The 18968-nt window shown below is 62.0% G+C and carries 17 protein-coding genes and 2 tRNA genes; 1 reads left to right on the top strand and 18 read right to left on the bottom strand.

All coding sequences use genetic code 11. The features are described from left to right. Window positions 1-46: 46 nt before the first annotated feature. Together C1717_RS05015 and C1717_RS05010 are read right to left on the bottom strand one after the other, a co-directional pair. A tRNA-Ile gene (locus C1717_RS05015) sits at window positions 47-119 on the bottom strand. Window positions 120-168: 49 nt separating this feature from the next. Further along, window positions 169-241, bottom strand: a tRNA-Ala gene (locus C1717_RS05010). Between the two features lie 315 nt (window positions 242-556). Here C1717_RS05010 and C1717_RS05005 point away from each other — a divergent pair. Then, on the top strand, window positions 557-2011 hold the full coding sequence (locus tag C1717_RS05005) for a M20/M25/M40 family metallo-hydrolase (protein WP_102372112.1): 1455 nt from the start codon (window positions 557-559) through the stop codon (window positions 2009-2011). A 123-nt stretch (window positions 2012-2134) separates the two neighbouring features. Here the strand turns inward: C1717_RS05005 and C1717_RS05000 are convergent, their stop codons facing one another. The 16 genes from C1717_RS05000 to C1717_RS04925 form a co-directional block, all read right to left on the bottom strand. Next, complete coding sequence (locus C1717_RS05000) at window positions 2135-3856, bottom strand: proline--tRNA ligase (protein ID WP_102372111.1); 1722 nt, start codon at window positions 3854-3856, stop codon at window positions 2135-2137. 86 nt (window positions 3857-3942) lie between these two features. Next, on the bottom strand, window positions 3943-5025 hold the full coding sequence (gene ispG, locus C1717_RS04995; RefSeq protein ID WP_102372110.1) for a flavodoxin-dependent (E)-4-hydroxy-3-methylbut-2-enyl-diphosphate synthase: 1083 nt from the start codon (window positions 5023-5025) through the stop codon (window positions 3943-3945). A gap of 13 nt (window positions 5026-5038) precedes the next feature. Then, window positions 5039-6388, bottom strand: a complete 1350-nt coding sequence (locus C1717_RS04990) for a M50 family metallopeptidase (RefSeq protein ID WP_342745801.1) — start codon at window positions 6386-6388, stop codon at window positions 5039-5041. A gap of 82 nt (window positions 6389-6470) precedes the next feature. Further along, window positions 6471-7628: a 1-deoxy-D-xylulose-5-phosphate reductoisomerase gene (gene dxr, locus C1717_RS04985; RefSeq protein ID WP_102372108.1), complete on the bottom strand. Its 1158-nt coding sequence runs from the start codon at window positions 7626-7628 to the stop codon at window positions 6471-6473. Beyond that, the gene (locus tag C1717_RS04980; protein ID WP_102372107.1) at window positions 7625-8530 is read right to left on the bottom strand and encodes a phosphatidate cytidylyltransferase; all 906 of its coding nucleotides are present in this window, start codon (window positions 8528-8530) and stop codon (window positions 7625-7627) included. Before C1717_RS04980 ends, dxr begins: the two co-directional genes overlap by 4 nt. Beyond that, entirely contained in the window at window positions 8531-9337 is an 807-nt protein-coding gene (locus C1717_RS04975; protein ID WP_102372106.1) for an undecaprenyl pyrophosphate synthase, read from the bottom strand. Window position 9338: 1 nt separating this feature from the next. Continuing rightward, window positions 9339-9872, bottom strand: a complete 534-nt coding sequence (gene frr / locus C1717_RS04970; protein ID WP_102372105.1) for a ribosome recycling factor — start codon at window positions 9870-9872, stop codon at window positions 9339-9341. 2 nt (window positions 9873-9874) lie between these two features. After that, window positions 9875-10594 (bottom strand): UMP kinase, encoded by a 720-nt coding sequence (gene pyrH / locus C1717_RS04965; RefSeq protein ID WP_102372104.1) that lies wholly within the window; start codon window positions 10592-10594, stop codon window positions 9875-9877. 221 nt (window positions 10595-10815) lie between these two features. Further along, window positions 10816-11688, bottom strand: coding sequence for a translation elongation factor Ts (gene tsf / locus C1717_RS04960; RefSeq protein WP_102372103.1), 873 nt, complete (start codon window positions 11686-11688; stop codon window positions 10816-10818). An 87-nt stretch (window positions 11689-11775) separates the two neighbouring features. Further along, window positions 11776-12564 carry a 30S ribosomal protein S2 gene (rpsB, locus tag C1717_RS04955; RefSeq protein ID WP_102372102.1) on the bottom strand — a complete coding sequence of 263 codons (789 nt, stop codon included), beginning with the start codon at window positions 12562-12564 and terminating at the stop codon, window positions 11776-11778. A 233-nt stretch (window positions 12565-12797) separates the two neighbouring features. Further along, on the bottom strand, window positions 12798-13733 hold the full coding sequence (locus tag C1717_RS04950; protein WP_102372101.1) for a tyrosine recombinase XerC: 936 nt from the start codon (window positions 13731-13733) through the stop codon (window positions 12798-12800). Next, window positions 13726-15069, bottom strand: coding sequence for a methylenetetrahydrofolate--tRNA-(uracil(54)-C(5))-methyltransferase (FADH(2)-oxidizing) TrmFO (trmFO, locus tag C1717_RS04945; protein ID WP_102372100.1), 1344 nt, complete (start codon window positions 15067-15069; stop codon window positions 13726-13728). The genes C1717_RS04950 and trmFO overlap by 8 nt, the downstream gene beginning before the upstream one ends. Window positions 15070-15078: 9 nt before the next feature. Beyond that, on the bottom strand, window positions 15079-16023 hold the full coding sequence (locus tag C1717_RS04940; RefSeq protein WP_245859476.1) for a DNA-processing protein DprA: 945 nt from the start codon (window positions 16021-16023) through the stop codon (window positions 15079-15081). After that, on the bottom strand, window positions 16020-17528 hold the full coding sequence (locus C1717_RS04935; protein ID WP_180965842.1) for a YifB family Mg chelatase-like AAA ATPase: 1509 nt from the start codon (window positions 17526-17528) through the stop codon (window positions 16020-16022). Before C1717_RS04935 ends, C1717_RS04940 begins: the two co-directional genes overlap by 4 nt. Further along, window positions 17528-17980 (bottom strand): YraN family protein, encoded by a 453-nt coding sequence (locus tag C1717_RS04930; RefSeq protein WP_245859475.1) that lies wholly within the window; start codon window positions 17978-17980, stop codon window positions 17528-17530. The genes C1717_RS04935 and C1717_RS04930 overlap by 1 nt, the downstream gene beginning before the upstream one ends. A 162-nt stretch (window positions 17981-18142) precedes the next feature. Then, window positions 18143-18931 carry a ribonuclease HII gene (locus C1717_RS04925; RefSeq protein WP_102372097.1) on the bottom strand — a complete coding sequence of 263 codons (789 nt, stop codon included), beginning with the start codon at window positions 18929-18931 and terminating at the stop codon, window positions 18143-18145. Window positions 18932-18968: the final 37 nt, after the last annotated feature.

Below are 18968 nucleotides of genomic sequence, written 5' to 3'. Positions count from 1 at the left end.
GTAAAGAAAACCCGATCGCAGACAGCGACCGGGTTGAGTTACAGGGTGGGCCCAGCAGGATTCGAACCTGCAACCCAGGGATTATGAGTCCCCTGCGCTAACCGTTGCGCCATGAGCCCGTATAGCAAAACGCCCTCCGATTTCTCGGAGGGCGGCTGTTCACTTGGGTGGAGACGAGGGGGATCGAACCCCTGACCTCTTGACTGCCAGTCAAGCGCTCTCCCAGCTGAGCTACGCCCCCAAGCGGTGCGGGAAATAATATACGGGAAGTGGAGCGGCATTGCAAGCGATTATTCCAACTTTTTTGATCGAGTCTGAGAATTGTCTGGCTAGAGTTCTGGAATATGCAGATGCATTCCTTGTTTGGCAATCACTTATTTCAGAGCATGCATAAACGGAACCGTTTATCGATTTGTCATTGATTTGACGAACAGTAATGTTAATCTACCGGCCACCCGATGAGCTATGACACAAACGGGATCACTTCCCGTTTGGATCGAACGCTCAGATCGACAATGGATCTCGAAATCGCAAGGGTTCTAGGAGAGGAGTAACCATGGCGAATGAAGGATCGATTAGCACGGCACCAGGATGCGCTTGCTTCAGGTACCTTGATAACGAGGAAGCGTACCCCGATCTTGACGCAGGCGGGGCTGTCGAGCGCCTGCGTGCCGCAATCCGGTGCGAAACCGTGAACACGGATCCCGAAAAGACCGATTTTTCGCAGTTCGACAAGCTTCATGAATTGATGCGCTCGAGCTATCCGCATGTCATGGAAGCCGGCACGTTCGAGATCGTTCAGCATAGCGTGCTCATAACGATTCCCGGCAGCGATCCGGCACTCAAACCGCTGCTGCTCATGGCTCATCAGGACGTCGTTCCGGTCGTCGCGGGCACCGAAGACTCCTGGGAGCACCCTCCCTTTGAAGCCACGCTCGACGGGACCTTCATCTGGGGCCGCGGCTCCATGGACATCAAGCTCATGGTCATCGGCGAACTCGAGGCGGCCGAATACGTGCTCGCGCATGGGAAGAAGCTCCAGCGCACGCTGTACCTTGCGTTCGGCGAGGACGAGGAGACCTTTGGAACCGGTGCGAAAGCCATCGTGAAGACGCTCGCCGATCGCGGCGTGCGTTTGGAGTTCCTGCTGGATGAGAGCGTGACGGTCGTACGCGACATGGGGCTCTACGGTGCCCCCGGCACCCTTGGGATCGAGGTGGAGCTCGCCGAGAAGGGAGATACCGCGGTCAAGGTCACGGTTCGTAGCGAAGGCGGCCATGCATCCAACCCCTTTGGAGGAACTTCGCTCGGCATCCTTTCGCAGGCGATATCCTCCATCGTCGCCCAGCCCTTCCCCATCGAGCTCAGCCCGGTTACCGAGCAGCTCCTGAGGACGCTCGCTCCCTATATCACGGAGAGCCCCTGGAAGGAGCTTGTGGGCCCAGACGGCTCGCTAATCGAGGAGAACCGAGATCAGCTCGCTAGGTTCTTCGCAAGCCAGAAGACGCTTTTCCCTTACGTGACCACGACGTGCGCCCCCACGATGATCGAGGGCTCTTCGCAGGCTCCGAACGTCATGCCCAAGGACATGAGCGCCATCATCGATTTCCGCAGCATGCCCGGAACGTGCGTGGAGGATGTCATGGCGCACTGCGCGGAAGCTGTGAAGGACCTGCCCGTCGAGCTGTCCGCCCATCTGGCGGTCAACCCCTCGAGCGTGGCTGTAAGCGATGGCTATGGGTTCAAGGCGGTGAGCGAGGTCGGCTCAAGGTTCTTCAAGGACACGGTGACCGGTGCCCCGGTGCTGTTCCTCCCCTCGTTCACCGTAGGCGGCACCGATGCCGGATACTATGACCCCGTATGCGACACCTGCCTGCGCATGAGCCCGTTCCTGCTCGACGATGATGAGCAGGCCCGCGGCGTGCACGGAACCAACGAGCGCGTTACCAGGCGCTCGTACCTGCACGGCATCAGGTTCCTTATCGCGCTTATCGAGCACGTCTGCCTGTAATCTCTTGAATGCCGCGTCGGAATCCGTTTGTCGCGCGTCACCACCCTAAATGAAGGGCGGTCCCCATACCCACGCAAGGATATGGGGACCGCTTTTTTGATCGCGATTGGTGGTCAGCGCCGCTTATGCGCGTGCCGCCTCGATACGCTCGGCAAGGTAACAAACGACCTCTTCCACGGGCACATCGCAGCGCTCGCCCGTAGCGCGCTCCTTGACCTCGACCGTCCCGTTGGCAAGCCCGCGCTTGCCAACGATCACCTGGTACGGGAAGCCCATGAGGTCGTTGTCGGCGAACTTCACGCCCGGGCGCTCGGCGCGGTCGTCGAAGACCACGTCGATGCCGGCGGCAGCGAGAGCCTCGGCGATGCGTCCGGCCTCGTCGAAGGCATCGCCCTTCTTATCGAGCGTGATAACCGAGACCTCGTAGGGCGCCACGGAAACGGGCCAGATGATGCCATTCTCGTCGTTATGCTGCTCGATGACGGCGGCCATGGTGCGGGACACGCCCACGCCGTAGCAACCCATGAGGAAAGGCTTCTCCTTGCCGTCCTCGTCGGTGAAGGTGGCGCCCATCGACTCGGAGTACTTGGTCCCGAGCTGGAACACCTGGCTGACCTCGATGCCGCGGGCGCCGGAAAGCGGCTTGCCGCAATGCGGGCACGGGTCCCCTGCCTGCACGGTGATGAGGTCCGCCCACTCGTCGACCTCGAAGTCGCGGCCAGGGCAGGCACCGGTAAAGTGGTAGTCGACCTCGTTGGCACCGCAGGCCCACTGCTTGGACCCGCGCAGGGTCTCATCCACCACTAAGCGGATGCCATCAGGCAGGTTCACCGGGCCGATGAAGCCCTTATGGAGGCCGTTCTCGACGAGCTCCTCCTCAGTCATGAGGTGATAGGAGCCGAAGAGCTTCTCCGCCTTGCAGTCGTTGAGCTCATGGTCACCGGGGACGATGCATACGACCGGGGTGCCATCCTCGGCGATGAGGGCGAGCGACTTGCGCGTGCCGTTCTGCGGGAAGCCGAAGAACTCGGCCACGGCCTCGATGGTGCCCATGCCAGGGGTATGGACCTTTTGGAGGGTTCCGTCGCCCGGGCCCTCGGTGACGGCGACCTTGGTAGAGGCGGCTTCCTCGTCTGCCGCGAAGCCGCAGCCATCGCAGTAGACGAGCGCGGCCTCGCCAGCCTCGGCGAGTGCCATGAACTCGACGGACGTATCGCCGCCGATCTGGCCGGAATCGGCTACCACGGGCAGCGCCTTCAGGCCGCAGCGCTCGCAGATGTTCGCGTAGGCGTCCTTCATGGCGTCGTAGGTCTCCTGCAGGCTCTCCTGCGTCGCGTTGAAGGAGTAGCCGTCCTTCATGATGAACTCGCGGCCGCGCATGAGGCCGAAGCGCGGGCGCATCTCGTCACGGAACTTGTCCTGGATCTGGTAGAGGTTCACCGGCAGCTGCTTGTAGCTCTTGAGCTCGTTAGTGATGAGGTCGGTGATGGTCTCCTCGTGCGTGGGGCCGAGGGCGAACTCACGGTCGTGGCGGTCGTGCACGCGCATGAGCTCGGGACCGTAGGCGCTCCAGCGGCCGCTCTTCTGCCAGAGCTCGGCGTCGGTGAGAATCGGGAGCAGCATCTCCTGCGCACCGGCGGCATCCATCTCGTCGCGGATGATGTCCTCGATCTTGCGGAGCGAGCGCCAGGCGAGCGGCAGATAGCTGTAGAGGCCGGCGGCCTGCTTGCGAATCATGCCCGCGCGGAGCATGAGCTTATGGCTGGCGAGCTCCGCCTCTGCCGGGTCCTCCTTGAGCGTGGGCGCATAGAGCGCCGACATGCGGGCAACACGAGTACGTGACATGCCTTCTCCTTTATTTGTGAAAACTGTGAGCTGCACGATGATACCACGCAGGGCGGCATGTGGCCTGAGTCCCTTGGCGATAGCGTCTATAGCTTCTCGATCTCCTCCATGAGGGCGTCGACGATCTCGCTTTCGGCGACCTTGCGCAGCGGCTTGCCGTGCTTGAAGAGGAGCGCGCTCCCCTTGCCGCAGGCAACCCCCACATCGGCGTCGGAGGCTTCGCCGGGGCCGTTCACCACGCAGCCCATCACGGCGACGGAGACGGGCTTGGTGCAGGTGCGAAGACGGCGCTCGACCTCCTGCGCGATGGGTATGAGGTCTACCTGCGTGCGACCGCAGGTTGGGCAGGACACGAGCTCTGGGCCGCGACGGCGGATGCCCAGGCATTGAAGGATGCCCCATGCGACCGGCGGTTCCTCGGTGGGGTCGGCGGTGAGCGACACGCGCAGGGTGTCTCCGATGCCGTCGGCCAGGAGCGCACCCAGGCCGACGGCGCTCTTGATGGTTCCCTGCCGCACGGTGCCGGCCTCGGTCACACCGAGATGGAGCGGAACATGCGGCAGTTCGCGCGAGAGCGCGCGGTAGGTCTCGATCGTGGTGGGCACGCTATGGGCTTTGGCAGAGAGGACGATGTTCTTGAAGCCCCGATCCTCGAAATGCTCCACGAACCTGAGCGAGGAAGCGACGAGCTTTTCGGGCTGCGTAAGGTCGTCACGCGCCGCGAGGTCCTCCTCGAGCGACCCTGCGTTCACACCGATGCGAATCGCCGTCCCAGCTGAGCCGGCAGCCTCGATGACCTCGTCAACCTTCTCCCAAGAGCCGATGTTGCCGGGATTGATGCGGAGCTTCGCGGCCCCGGCATCGATCGCCGCTAAAGCGAGCCGATGGTCGAAATGGATATCCGCCACGATGGGCACGGGTGAGCACGCGCAAACCTCACGAAAGCCTTCAACGGCAGCTTGGTTGGGAAGGGTCACGCGAACGATGTCGCAGCCAGCATCGGCAAGCGCTCGAACCTGGGCGAGCGTCGCCGCGGCGTCTACCGTGGGGGTGCAGGTCATCGACTGCACGACCACGGGAGCCCCTCCGCCGATGGTGACCGACCCGACATGGACGGGACGGGTGAGCGAACGCGCGGGCGCCGTTGCATAAGATGTACGGGCTGTCATGCAGGTAGCCTCCTTACAGGATGAAGCGTATGACATCGTTGCGCAGGACATAGACGAACAGCATGAGGAAGAGGGCGACTCCGACATATGACAAAGCCGTCTGCACCTTGAGCGGCAGCTCGCGACCGATGACAGCCTGGAAGATCTCGATCAGCAGCTTTCCGCCATCGAGCGGAGGGATGGGAAGCAAGTTCATCAGGCCGAGCGAGAACGATATGAGGGCCGCGAGCGTGAGGAACGTCGTTGGGCCTGCAGCCGCCGCCTGGGCAGACATCACCGAGATGCCAACGATGGACGTAGAGCTATCCAGCATCTCCATGGTTTGCGCCGGGTTGAACAATTGGAGTATCGATGCTGCGGTCTGCGCGATGTAATCGAATGAGACCTGGGCGGATTCAATGGGGCCGAGCCTCACGACCTGGGTAGGGATGCTGATGCCCAGAAAACCGTCAGGGTCCAGCGCGGCGGTGACGGAGGTCTCCACCCCATCGCGCTCGACAACGATGTCGAACGGCTCCCCGTCGCTTGCCGTATCGAGGGCATTGACGACATCCATCCAGCTTTCCGTCGCGACGCCGTCGACGGAAACGATGGTGTCCCCCGCCTTCAAGCCGATCTCATCCGCCTGCGACCCCGCCTCGACGGCGCCGATGGAATTCACGTCGAGCGACACCTCGATCCCCACGATCGAGTAGATGCTCATGAGCAGCAAAAGCCCGGAAACCAAGTTAACGAGGATGCCGGCGACGAGCATGAACGCGCGCGCGAAGAATCCTATGCCCAGGTAGGTGTGCTTTCTCTCTTGCTCTAAAAATGCAGCATCATCCATCGGAGGCACCCAGGGAGCACCCGTAACGCTTGCTTGCGCACGGTCGAAGCCCCGCCCATCGAGAAGCGTGTTGCCGTCCTTGTCACGAGCTGGCGCCGCGTACGTAGATGGATACGTCGACCCTCCGGGGATCTCTCCCCGCTCTGGATCGTACACGGGCTCTAGAGAGCCCCAGCCCATAAGCTGGGCGCAGGCTTCATATGCCTCGTCTTCTGCAAGCGCGAGTTCAGAGCAGATATCTTCCACCGAAGCCGTGCCCCTGCGATGGACGAAGCCTAGGACGCGCGCAGCATGGGGACTCTCGCCGGGATCCATACCGCAGATCATGGCATATCCACCGAGGAGCAGCGGCGTGATGCCAAAGGTGGTGCCGTTGCGCTTCGAGGTGTATGCGAGCCGCCAGCGGCAGGGCAATCCGAGGAAATACTCCGTCACGCGGACCCCGCAGGCGCGAGCCGCTAGGAAATGCCCTCCCTCATGCAGGAAGACAAGACAAGATAGCAGCAGGATTCCCCAAAAGGCAGTTGAGAGCACAGATACGAGCAAAAGAGAGCCTTTCTCATCATGGTTAGGCTAATGCATCGATACCGCAGCCGTGGAGAGACGAAGATGCTTCTCACGCAACAAGCGAGCGAGCCAGAGCGCGGGTTCGGATGTCGACTTCGATGAGCTGCTCGATCGAGACTACGCGCTCGGCATCGTGCTGATCGAGGCAGCGCTCGACGATATCGGCGATCTGCGTGAAGGAGCAACGATGGCCGAGGAACGCCTCGACAGCGACCTCGTTCGCCGCGTTGAGCACGCACGGAGCGGTGCCGCCGGTGCGGCCGGCGCGTTCGGCAAGCGCAAGGCAGCGAAACGTATTGGTATCGGGAGCATCGAAGGTAAGGCCGCCGAGCGCGCGGTAATCCAAGCGCTCCGCAGGCGTTTCCCAGCGATCGGGATAGGAGAACGCGTATTGGATGGGAATGCGCATGTCGGACGCACCAAGATGGGCGATGGTTGATCCGTCTGCGAACTCGACCATCGAATGGATCTTGGATTCGCGCTGGATGAGGACGATGATGCGGTCGAGATCGCATCCAAAGAGGTGCATCGCCTCGAGCCGCTCCAGGCCCTTGTTCATGAGGGTGGCGGAATCGATGGTGATCTTGGCGCCCATCGCCCAGTTGGGGTGCTTGAGAGCGTCCTTTACGGTAACGCGGGAGAGCTCTTCTGCCGTCATGCCGAAGAACGGACCGCCGGAGCACGTGAGCCAGATGGCGTGGACCTCGTCCGCACGCTCGCCCTCGAGGCATTGGAAGATGGCATTGTGCTCGGAGTCGACGGGGAGCATCTGCCCGGGCGATGCGAGCGGCATCAGGAGATCGCCGCCTACGACGAGCGACTCCTTGTTAGCGAGTGCTAAGCGCTTGCCAGCCTTGAGCGCGGCATAGCTCGCCTCGAGCCCCGCTGCGCCCATAACCGAGTTAAGGATGCAATCGGCACTATCGAACCGAGCGAGCTCACTCAACCCCTCGTGCCCGCACAGCAGCGAGCAGCCCTGGGGCAGCTCTTCCAGAATCGGGTCATGTGCGTGCTCTTCAGAGGTGACGGCGACGGCGCGCACGCCGAACTCACGCGCGGCGGCAGTGAGGGCTTCGGTGCCCGTGTGGGCGGAAAGCGCAACAACCTCCAAACGATCGGCATGTTGACGGCATACGTCGAGCGCCTGCCGACCGATAGATCCCGTGCAGCCGAGGATAACGACGCGAAGCCTTGCGTTCTCCGTCATAGGATGCCTCCGATGGCCAAGAGCAGTTCAGCGGTGATGCAGCCGAAGATAAGGGAATCGCAGCGATCGAGCATGCCACCATGGCCGGGGATGAGCGACCCGGAATCCTTCACACCCACACCGCGCTTGAGACGCGATTCAATAAGGTCGCCGAAGACCCCGAGGACCGCGACGACGATGCCGCAGAACACGGCGAAGACGATATCGAAGGCGAACATGCCCGTAGCGAACAAGATGACCCAAACGATAACGGAGCCCGCGATACCGCCGGCAAACCCCTCCCAGGTCTTTTTCGGGCTGATGCGAGGGGCCATCTTGTGACGGCCGATAGCCCGTCCCACAAGATACGCGAAGGAGTCGGAGACCCATAGCGATGCGCATACGCCGACCGTGAGCACAGCTCCGGCAAGTCCGGGAATGGCGTCGCGCAAAAGCACGATGGCTGAGAGCATGAAGCCGGTATAGAGCGGGCCCATGAGCGTGACGGCGACATCGGCGATGCGCGTACGCGGCGAGTAGACGTACCAGAGCCCTACGGAGAGTATCAGGATGAACAGCAACGCAGACAAGACGACGCCTTCACCCAGGGCAGCCAAAGGGAAGAGCACCGCGGCGGTCAGCCCCAGCGCGTCGTTCGCGACCTTTCCATCTCGTTTGGTCATCTGGAAGAACTCATGGCAGCAAAGCCCGCTCATGACCGAAACCAGAAGAGCTGTAGGAATGGTTCCGAGCATGATGCAGCCCACGAATACAAGCACGTAGACCAAACCGGATGCGACGCGCGTGAAGAATCCTCCCGGAGCGGAAGGAGCGGGGGGCAGGCCGGTTTGGGCAGCACCCTCTTCTATATGGGGTTCTATGCTCGCCCCTTCGTCAAGCTGGTCTTCTTTATCTTCTACCATCTACGACACCTCGCGATTATGGACCCCTCCGAAGCGACGGTCGCGGCCCTGGAACGCCAAGATGGCGTCGATGAGCTCCCATCGGTTGAAATCCGGCCAATAGGTCCTCGTAATGTAAAACTCGGAATAAGCAGCCTGCCAGAGCAGGTAGTTCGAAAGCCTGAGCTCACCCGAAGTGCGGATGATGAGCTCGGGGTCGGGCAGGCCCGCGGTGTACAGACGCGAGGCAACGGCATTCTCGTCTATATCGCACGGATCGATCTTGCCGGCAAGAGCATCTTGCGCAAGCAGGCGCGCAGCCCGTGCGAGCTCGGCGCGCGCCCCGTAGTTGACCGCAAGGGCAAGCACCATCCCGGTATGCTCGGAGGTTTCCGCTAAGCCGTACTCGAACACATCGCGCGTCCGCTTGGGCAGCGCGGAAAGGTCGCCTAGGAACACGACGCGCACGTTCTCGCGCTTAAGCAGCGGAAGCTCGTCAACGAACGTCTGGGCGAACAGATGCATGAGCAGATTGACCTCAGCGGCAGGGCGCTTCCAGTTCTCGGTCGAGAAGGCATATGCAGAGAGGACCTCGACACCAAGACGAACGCAAGCTGTGATGATCTCCCGTAAAGAAACGATCCCCGCCTTGTGGCCTTCGCCGCGATTCATGCCACGCGCGGTTGCCCAACGGCCATTTCCGTCCATGATGCAGGAGATATGCCTCGGGATGCGCGAGCGGTCGAGCGCCTCCATCTCAATGCCCTCAGGGGGATTTGCGAAGAACGTCTCGAACGTCGAATCATCGTAGATGTGGTCTGACCTCACGCTAAATCTCCATGACCTCGGCTTCTTTGGTTTTAAGCATCTCGTCGATCTTCTTGATGTAGGCGTCGGTGTGCTTTTGAACCTGAGCCTGCTCGCGACGGATGTCGTCCTCGGAAAGCTCCTCGTCGCGCTCGATCTTACCGTTCACATCACGACGAATGTTGCGGATGGAGACGCGCGCCTGCTCGGCGATCTCGCGGCATTCCTTTACCAGGCCGCGACGGCGCTCCTCGGTGGGAGCAGGGAACGGTAGGCGCACGATCGTGCCGTCGCTCGAAGGCGTGATGCCCAGATCGGAGGCGTTGATGGCATGGACGATGGCGTTCAGCAGCGACTTATCCCAGGGCTCGACGACCAGCATGTGCGCCTCGGGAACCTTTACGGCTGCAACCTGCGTGATGGGGGTCGCAACGCCGTAGTAATCAACCGTGATGTCCGAAAGGATATTCGCGTTGGCGCGCCCGGTACGGACCTTGGAAAACTCATGCGCAAGGTTCTCGAGGGTCTTGTCCATGCGATCGGTGATTTGTGCCATGATTAGTCCTCCTTGACGACGGTGCCGACTGATTCGCCCATGAGGGCGCGCTTGATGCTGTCCTCGCCTTCGATGCTCAAGACGATGATGGGCATATGGTTGTCCTGGCAAAGCGCAGCGGCGGTCGAGTCCATGACCTGAAGCCCGCGCACGAGCACCTCATGGTAGGAGATGGTATCGAAGCGCACCGCGTCTTCGTTGGCAACCGGGTCCTTATCGTAGATGCCGTTGACCTTGGTGGCCTTGATCAGGCAGTCGGCATCGATCTCGCAGGCACGGAGAGCAGCGGCGGTATCGGTGGTGAAATACGGGTTGCCCGAACCTGCCGCGAAGATCACGACATCGCCCTTTTCCAGATGGCGCATGGCACGGCGACGAATATACGGCTCGCACACCTCATTCATCTGGATGGCGCTCATGACGCGGCATTCGCAACCTGCCCGCTCGAAGGCATCCTGCAGGGCAAGCGCGTTCATGATGGTCGCAAGCATTCCCATGTAGTCCGCCTGGGCGCGATCCATCCCCTTGGCGGCACCAGCCATGCCACGGAAGATGTTCCCTCCGCCAACCACGACGCCAACCTCGATGCCGTCATCGTGAAGCTCGGCAACCTGATGGGCAAGGCGATCGGTCACGCTCGGATCGATACCGTAGCCTCCATCGCCCATGAGCGCCTCGCCAGAGAGCTTGAGCAAGACGCGCTTGTATCGATATTGGGACAAGGGAATCCTCCTTATGGTCGTACCTTACGACATTCTAACAAAGCCGGCCTTGACCGCTCACCTCAATACGCCCACCGCACAAAGGCACTGGATGAACGAGCATCGTGCAGCCCATCCGTACTGAGCGAGGGATGAAGAACCGATGGGCGCCAACCGATCACCTCAAAAAAAGGGCGGCCCCAAGAGGACCGCCCCGTCTGGACGCATTTTACGGGAAAGGCTTAAGCCTCGCCGCGAGCAAGGCGATCGAAGCCGCGCACGACGATGGTGTCGCCGGCCTCCTTGCTGACCTGCTCGGCGTACTTGGCGATGGTGAGGCTGGAATCCTTGATGAACTCCTGCTCGTTCAACACGACGCCCTTGTAGAACTTCTCCAGGCGACCAACGGCCATCTTCTCCTGGATAGCCTCGGGCTTGCCGGACTCGGCAGCCTGAGCCATGTAGATCGACTTCTCATGCTCGACGGTCTCGGCGGGAACATCCTCGCGGACGGCGCAGATGGGCGCGGTCGCAGCGACCTGCATGGCCACGTCGTGAGCGAAGGTCTTGAAGGCATCGGTCGTGGCGGTCTCGGGCTTCTCGAAGGAGAACTCGACGATGACGCCGATCTTGCCGCCCATGTGGATGTAAGTGGAGACGCCACCATGCTCGGGCTTGCGCACGGCGAAGCGCGTGATCTTCATGTTCTCACCGATGATGTGGATGAGCTCGGTGAGGGCGGCCTCGACGGTCTCACCGTCCATCTTAGAAGCAAGGAGCTCCTCGACGGAAGCGGGCTCGGTCTCGGCGACATGCTGGGCGAGCTTGGCAGCGAAGCCGGTGAACGTGGGGTTGGAGCCCACGAAGTCGGTCTCGCAGGCGACCTCGACGATGGCGCCGAGGGTGCCGTCCTCGGACACGTAGGCGCCGATAGCGCCCTCGTTCGTGGCGCGGCCGGCCTTCTTGGCAGCGGCGGCAAGGCCGTTCTTGCGCAGGATGTCGACAGCGAGATCCATATCGCCCTCGGCCTCGACGAGCGCCTTCTTGCACTCCATCATGGGCGAATCGGTCATGTCGCGCAGCTGCTTGACCTGCGCAGCAGTGATGTTAGCCATGGGTATTCCCTTCTGTTTCGACTGGTACCGATGATACGGGATACCCGCCCCGCTCAGCGGCACGGGGCGGGAAACGTTACGGGAAGCTTACTCGGCGGGAGCAGCCTCGACAGCCTTGGCCTGCTCGACGGGAGCCTCCTCGGCAGGGAGCTGCTCGGCAGCCATCTCGGCCTCAGTGACCTCGGGCTTATCGCTGCCGGCGATGCAAGCGTCGGCCATGAGCTCGCACATGAGCGTCACAGCGCTGATGGCGTCGTCGTTGCAGGGGATGCCGATGCCGTTCTCGAAGACCTCGTCGGGATCCGAGTTGGTGTCGATGAGGGCGATGACGGGGATGTTGAGGCGACGGGCCTCCTTGATGGCGTTCTCCTCGCGCTTGGTGTCGATCACGAACAGCGCGGAGGGCAGGCCCTTGAGGTCGCGGGCGCCACCGAGGTTGGCCTGAAGCTTAGCGAGCTCCTTGCCCAGAACAGCCTGCTCCTTCTTGCCGCGAAGCGCCATGGAGCCATCGGCGATCATGCCCTCGAGCTCCTCCATGCGGTTGATGCGCGAGCGGATGGTCACGAAGTTGGTGAGCATGCCGCCGAGCCAACGCTGGTTGATGTAGGGCATGCCGCAGCGCTCAGCAGCAGCCTTCACGGGCTCCTGAGCCTGCTTCTTGGTGCCGACGAACAGCACCTTGCCGCCCTTGGCGGCGTTGCGCAAGAACGTGTAGGCCTGGTCGGCGTTGATGATGGTCTGCTTGAGGTCGAGGATGTAGATGCCGTTGCGCTCACCGAAGATGAACGGCTTCATCTTGGGGTTCCAGCGACGGGTCTGATGGCCGAAGTGGCAGCCAGCCTCGAGAAGGGTGCGGATATTGATCTTGGTAGCCATGTAAACCTCCTGTGGTTCGCCTCCGTGCGGGGTCTTCCCTGCGCGCCAACCTGGACATGTGCTACCAGAATCCAGGCACCACGACGCGAAAGTAGCCGCACGTGTGTGATGGAACGTGCCGCGTATGCGACAACGTTCGACATAATAGCAGAAGCGCCTCTTGCATGCGAGAACAGATTCATGAACTCAACCTTTGCGCATAAGCGCGAGCGATGGTAGTTGAAACGGCACGTTTACCCACGCGGATGCGATCCTTTGACCGCAGCCTTGAGCCGATCGGGGGTGAGGTGGGTGTACAGCGTCGTCGTGGAGAGGCTTGCATGCCCGAGGAGCTCTTGGACGCTTCTTAGATCAGCTCCCCCGCTCAGGAGGTCAGTGGCAAAGGTATGCCGCATCACATGCGGGGTCACATCAGCAGGAAGACCGGCTTTGAGACAGAGCACGCGGAAACGGTATCTCAACGCGTTCGCATCCATCCGGTTTCCGCGCGATGAGATGAACAACGCATGCCTTCCGGCCCCTTCTTCGCACCTGCCCGCAGCAGCGAGGAGCGAGTCCCGGGGCCCATCGAGATAATCGCGCACCGCATCGACGGCCTTTCGGTACATGGGGACGATGCGCTCCTTGGACCCCTTTCCAAACAGTCGAACCGTTCCCGCCTGCAGGTCGAACGACTCGATATCGAGATGGGAGAGCTCGGCGATGCGCGCGCCCGTTGCGTAAAACAGCTCGAGCATGGCGCGGTCCCGCGCCCCTTCAGCGGATCCAGGGTCCGGTGTCTCGAGAAGCCTGCGCATATCCGCGGCGCCAACCGTCTTGGGAAGCGATTTGGGGATTTTGGGCATCTGCACCGCATCGGCTGGGTTGGCAGGCACGATGCCCGCGACAACAGCCCACGAGAAGAACGAGCGTATCGCCGAAAGATGCGCAGCTATGGTTCGAGGCGCATATCGCGCGGCTTTGAGCTCGGCAAGATACCGCCTGAGACCGCGCACGCCAGGATCCAGCGCGGAGGTTCCCGACCGTTGCGACCAGGAGAGATATGCATCCAGATGGCCCTGGTAGGCGCGGATGGTTTCGGGCGAGAAGCCTTCGAACCCAGCGATGCGGGCTATGAAGTCATCAACCGCCTCGAGGGCGCGGCTATCGGATGGAGCAAGGTCATCCATGAAGCTCGCCTTCAGAGAAGAGCTCCGAGCGCGCGGCGAGGTAGACGGAGAGGTCGCGCTCCGCACGATCAGCATAAGCGGCATAGCGTTCGCGCTTCCCTCTGCGCTTCCCATCTTCGAGCGGCGGTACCAAGCCAAAATTCACGTGCATGGGTTGGTATTGCTCGGTTGCGGGATCGGTTGCGTAAGCGATGAGCGAGCCTAGCGCACCCGTCACGGGCAGCTCCAACGGCGCAGCGCCGATGATCTCGGCGTAGGTGTTCAAGGCGGCTACGAGCCCCGAGGCAATCGCCTCAACATACCCTTCGGTGCCGGTAATCTGCCCGGCAAGCCGCACCTTGGTCCCTGGAATCGCAAAGGTCCGGTCGAGAACATGGGGGCTATCGAAGAAGGTGTTACGATGCATCACCCCGAAGCGGAAGAACTCCGCGTTCTGGAGCCCCGGTATCATCCGGAATACGCGCTTCTGCTCACCGAAGGTAAGGTTGGTCTGGAATCCCACAAGGTTGTATGCGGTTCCATCGGCATTTTCCGCCCTGAGCTGCAGCGCGGCCCACGGACGCCTACCCGTGCGCGGATCGGTGAGGCCCACGGGCTTCATAGCGCCGAAGCGCAGCGCGTCGTGACCCGTACGCGCGACCTCTTCGGCTGGCTGGCATGCCTGGAACAGCCCGCCCTTCTCGAAATCTCGCTGAACTACGCGCTCGGCACCAACAAGCGCGTCGATAAACGCGTCGTACTCATCGCGATTGAGCGGAGCGTTGAGGTAATCTCCTCTCCCCGCATCATCGTAGCGCGATTGGCGGAACAGCACATCAAGATCGAGGGTGGCAGCATCCACGATGGGGGCGGCCGCATCGAAAAATGACAGCGACTCCCCGCCAACCAGAGCTCGCAGCCTGTCTGCCAGAGCGTCAGAGCACAACGGACCGGCAGCTATCACCACGCGCCCCTCAGGAATATCGGTAACCTCGCCGTGGACGACCTCGATGAGCGGGTCGCCCTCGATGCGCTTCCCCACGAGGGCGGAGAACGCACCTCGGTCGACAGCGAGGGCGCCGCCCGCGGGCACCGCGGCTTGCTCGGCGCATTCAAGGAGCTTGGACCCCATGCGACGGAGCTCAGACTTGAGGAGGCCGGCAGCGCTATCCGGACGCGTTGATTTAAGGGAATTCGAGCAGACGAGCTCTGCGAAGGCCGCGGTGCGATGAGCGGGGGTCATCGTTTGAGGCCGCATCTCGCACAGGCGCACGGACACGCCGCGCGCAGCGAGCTGAAGCGCGCATTCGCTTCCGGCAAGCCCGCCGCCCACAACCGTCACTACTTGGTTAGCCATTGTTCCTCCTCATGTCTTGACCAACCCATTGTGACTGAAGCTGGTCCGTGCGTGAAGTGACGCTTTCGTGGCGATATAGCGACCATCAAGCGCCTGCTCGACAACGCCTGCAACGGTCATGTCTCCAAGCACCTCGAGCGCCGATCGTATGTCCAACCCAAGAAGAGAGGCAACTTCATCGGATCTCAGAGGTGCCGAGATGGCGGCATCGAGCACCTTCTGCCAGCGCCGGTCTTTCATCCTCGGGGCCGCATCCACATGATGCGAAGAGCGCAGGCGCCCGTAGATGCGAGAGACCGCCATCTCGAGGGCTTGCTCATCAGCGATGCAGCATGCACCGATTCCTATGAGGTAGTTCGAGCCGCGAGACCGCGCGGAAAAGATGGATCCCGGCACCGCAAGCACCTCGCGGCCGAGCTCCATGGCCGCCTCCGCGGTTGAAAAAGTGCCCGATGGCATCCCCGCCTCGCCGATGAACAGCGCTTCCGATAGCGCGGCGATCACGCGGTTGCGCTTTGGGAACAGGAAGCGCTGGGGCTGCGTGCCCCATGGCGCGATGGAAACGATAGCCCCTCCCCCATCAAGCGCTCGTTCGATAAGGCCAGCGCTTGATCCGGGGTAGACGACGTCTGCCCCCGTGCCGAGCACGACAACATGCGAGCCCCCCGCATCGAGCGCCGCCGTACCCGCAGCTTGATCGCACCCGCGCGCCCCGCCGGAAACGACCACGAGCCCTGCCTCAACGGCTAGCCGTGATGCAAGCTCGGTCGTCTCCAGGCCGTAGGGCGTGGGCAAGCGGGTGCCCACGACCGAAAGCGATGGTTCTGATAGTATCTCGGGAGCACCGCGTACATAGAGCACGGGTGGAGCATCATGCAGGGCGGCGACGCTTCGAGGATACATGGGGTCTCCGCGCTTGATCTCGATCCCATCTTTTGGAAATGAACTGCTCACGATGGCCTCCTTCCCTGGAACACACCCGCTTCGAGCACATGTGATTCGGTTACTCGCTCCGATTCGTCGATATCCGCTATCGTTCGAGCTATGCGGCAGATGCGCGAGACCCCGCGGCCGGTGAGGTTGCCGCGCCGCGCAAGGCCGAGGAGCACCCGCTCGGCCCCCTCATCGATGTTGGCGGCCTTGATCGCCGCAAGCCTGTTGGAGCCGTCGGGTCCGCCCTCATGGATGACTTGACGAGAGCGCCGCCAATCCCGAAACTCCCTCCCGCAGAGGACGATTTGCCTCAGCTCGTCGGTCGTGAGGCCCTCCGCTCCCTGGATCACAAGCGAGGGGTCGGGTCGCGCTACGTCAACGATGATATCGATGCGGTCGATAAGCGGGCCCGCAAGCCGGGCGCGGTAGCGCTCGATAGCCGATGCCGAGCACGTGCAAGGTATCGAATGGTCACCCAGGTAGCCGCAGGGACAGGGGTTGCTCGCGCCAAGCAGCTGGAAGCGCGCCGGAAAGCAGAACATGCCCTCGACGCGCACGATGCGCACGCAACCCTCCTCGAGAGGCTGGCGTAGGGCTTGGAGAACGGTTGGCGGGAACTCGCCCAGTTCGTCTAAGAAGAGCACGCCTCCATGGGCGAGGCTGATCTCACCGGGGCGCACGGGGCGCCCGCCGCCGAGAAGCCCCGCCGATGACACGCTGTGATGCGGATTCCGGTAGGGCCGTATCCCGGCGAGCAGCGCATCGATCGGTTCCCCGATTACCGAATGGATTCTCAGCGCCTCCTGCTGCTCTTCAGGATCGAGCGGCGGCAGGATGCTCGTCATGCGCTGGGCAAGCATCGTCTTCCCCGATCCCGGCGCCCCTATCATGAGCATCCCGAGCTCCCCGACCGCAGCGATGGCGATACCGCGCTTGGCGGTCTCCTGCCCCACCACGTCTCCAAAATCAAGCTGTGGAAGGCTCCTCATCTCGGCGGCATATGCCGGAAGGTCATTCACCGCTCGCTCGATACCGAGTGCAAGGCGAGAAAGATCGGGCAAGCAACGATGCTGTATGCCTGCGACGGGAACATGCTGGCCCCCGGCAGGGCCGACGAGTACAAGATGCTCATCGCGAGCAAGCAGCTGATAGGCAACCTCGCCGGTCACGGGACTGATCTGGCCGTTGAGCGCGAGCTCGCCAATAAACAGGCAGTCGTCCAACCCATTCAAGGGAATCTGCCCCGAAACGGCTAGTATGGCGACCGCGATAGGCAGGTCGAGGTTCGATCCAGACTTGCGCATATCGCTTGGAGCGAGGTTGACCACGATGCTCCTCCGAGGGATATCGAAGCCCGCTGAACGCAGAGCCGATCGCACGCGCCCACGACTTTCGCGCACGGACATATCCGCCATCCCTAAGATGGTGATCCCGGGAAGTCCCTGGCTCATCGATACCTCGACGGTGATCGGGACCGCCTCCACACCCCGGATGCACGCGGCGTGCACAGCGAATACGGCGCCCATCAGAACTCCGCCTCATCATTCAGAACATCGTAGAAATGCTCGATCGAGGCCTCTCCGCCCGACACCATCGTGATGGCGACGACATCGAAGCGCAAGGCGAATATCGGGAAATGCTCCGTGAGATAGCGCGCTGCGATCCGTCGATACCGGTAGCGCTTGCCATCATCGACCGCCTCCTCGGGATAGAGCTCTGCAGCGGAGCGCACGTTGCGGGCGCGGCGCGTCTTGACCTCGACGAGCACTACCTGTTCCTCGACCCGGTCGTACGCGACAAGGTCGGCTTCCCCCTCAGGGCAACGGTAATTTCGCTCGAGGATATCGTAGCCGCGTTCCTCGAGGTAGCACGAGGCGATGATCTCGCCTAGAACACCGACCTCATGGGACGTCAGGGTGTCGTACAGACTTGGCTGCGCAGCGGAATCGCAGCCAGCATGGTCGCCTCGATCGTGCATGGATAGCTCCTTTCCTCGTGGTGGAGCCATCATCACGCAGGCGATGCACCGGTTTCCAACGCATCCATGTCGCAACCTTGCCGGAACCTTACCAGAAGCTTCCAACGGTTATACCGTCCCCGCTTAACGGCGATTCGCAAGCGCTTATGGTGCGCAGGTCTGCTAGAACAGACGGCCGCTCTCCAGAAAGTTCCCACAAAAGCTCACCCTGTGCTCCTCGGTGAGCCCGTGAGCCTTGATCGCGGCGATATGGTCGGCAGAGGCGTAACCCTTGGATTCTGCGAAGTGATAGCCGGGGAAGAGCGCATCGAGCTCTACCATGTGCGCGTCTCGCGTTACCTTGGCGACGATTGAAGCGGCTGCGATGCAGGCAACGCGCGCGTCGCCGTGAACGATATCAACCTCGTTGGGAACAGCTCCCAGGGGGTTCCCGTCCATGAGGACGCTATCGGGCACGATGCCGGCATCTTCGACTGCCGCTGCCACCGCGCGCCTCAAGCAGGTCGCCATCCCCCAGTGGTCAATGTCCGCGGCTGGGATATTCGCGATGCCGATGGCAAGCGCGACTTCGGCTATGCGAGCCGCCACGAGCTCGCGTCGCGCAGGCGTAAGCTGCTTGGAATCGTTCAACCCCGATATACGGGGCTCATCGGGGAGGCAGACGGCACAAACGGTGAGCGGTCCCGCAACGGAGCCGCGTCCGACCTCGTCCACCCCGATAACGACGCCTCCTCCCCCGTATTCCCTCATAGCGCGATACATCGCATCGACCCGCTCGCGCTCGGCTAACTCCTTATCGAGTCGCCGCATGGCCCTCTCGCATGCCTTCCTAACCTGAGAGCGCGGATCGTCTTCATAGCGCTCGACCAAGGCGGGAATGTCGTCGACGGGAGCACTCGCGAGCTCAGCGGAGATCTCCGCGGCCTTTGCGGTGCTGTTCTGATTCGCCATCTTGAGCCTCCATTATGAGAAAAAGGGCCGCCTTGCG

This window comes from Enorma phocaeensis (assembly GCF_900186505.1).
Lineage (GTDB): Bacteria > Actinomycetota > Coriobacteriia > Coriobacteriales > Coriobacteriaceae > Enorma > Enorma phocaeensis.
This window is presented reverse-complemented; position numbering and strand designations above follow the sequence as displayed.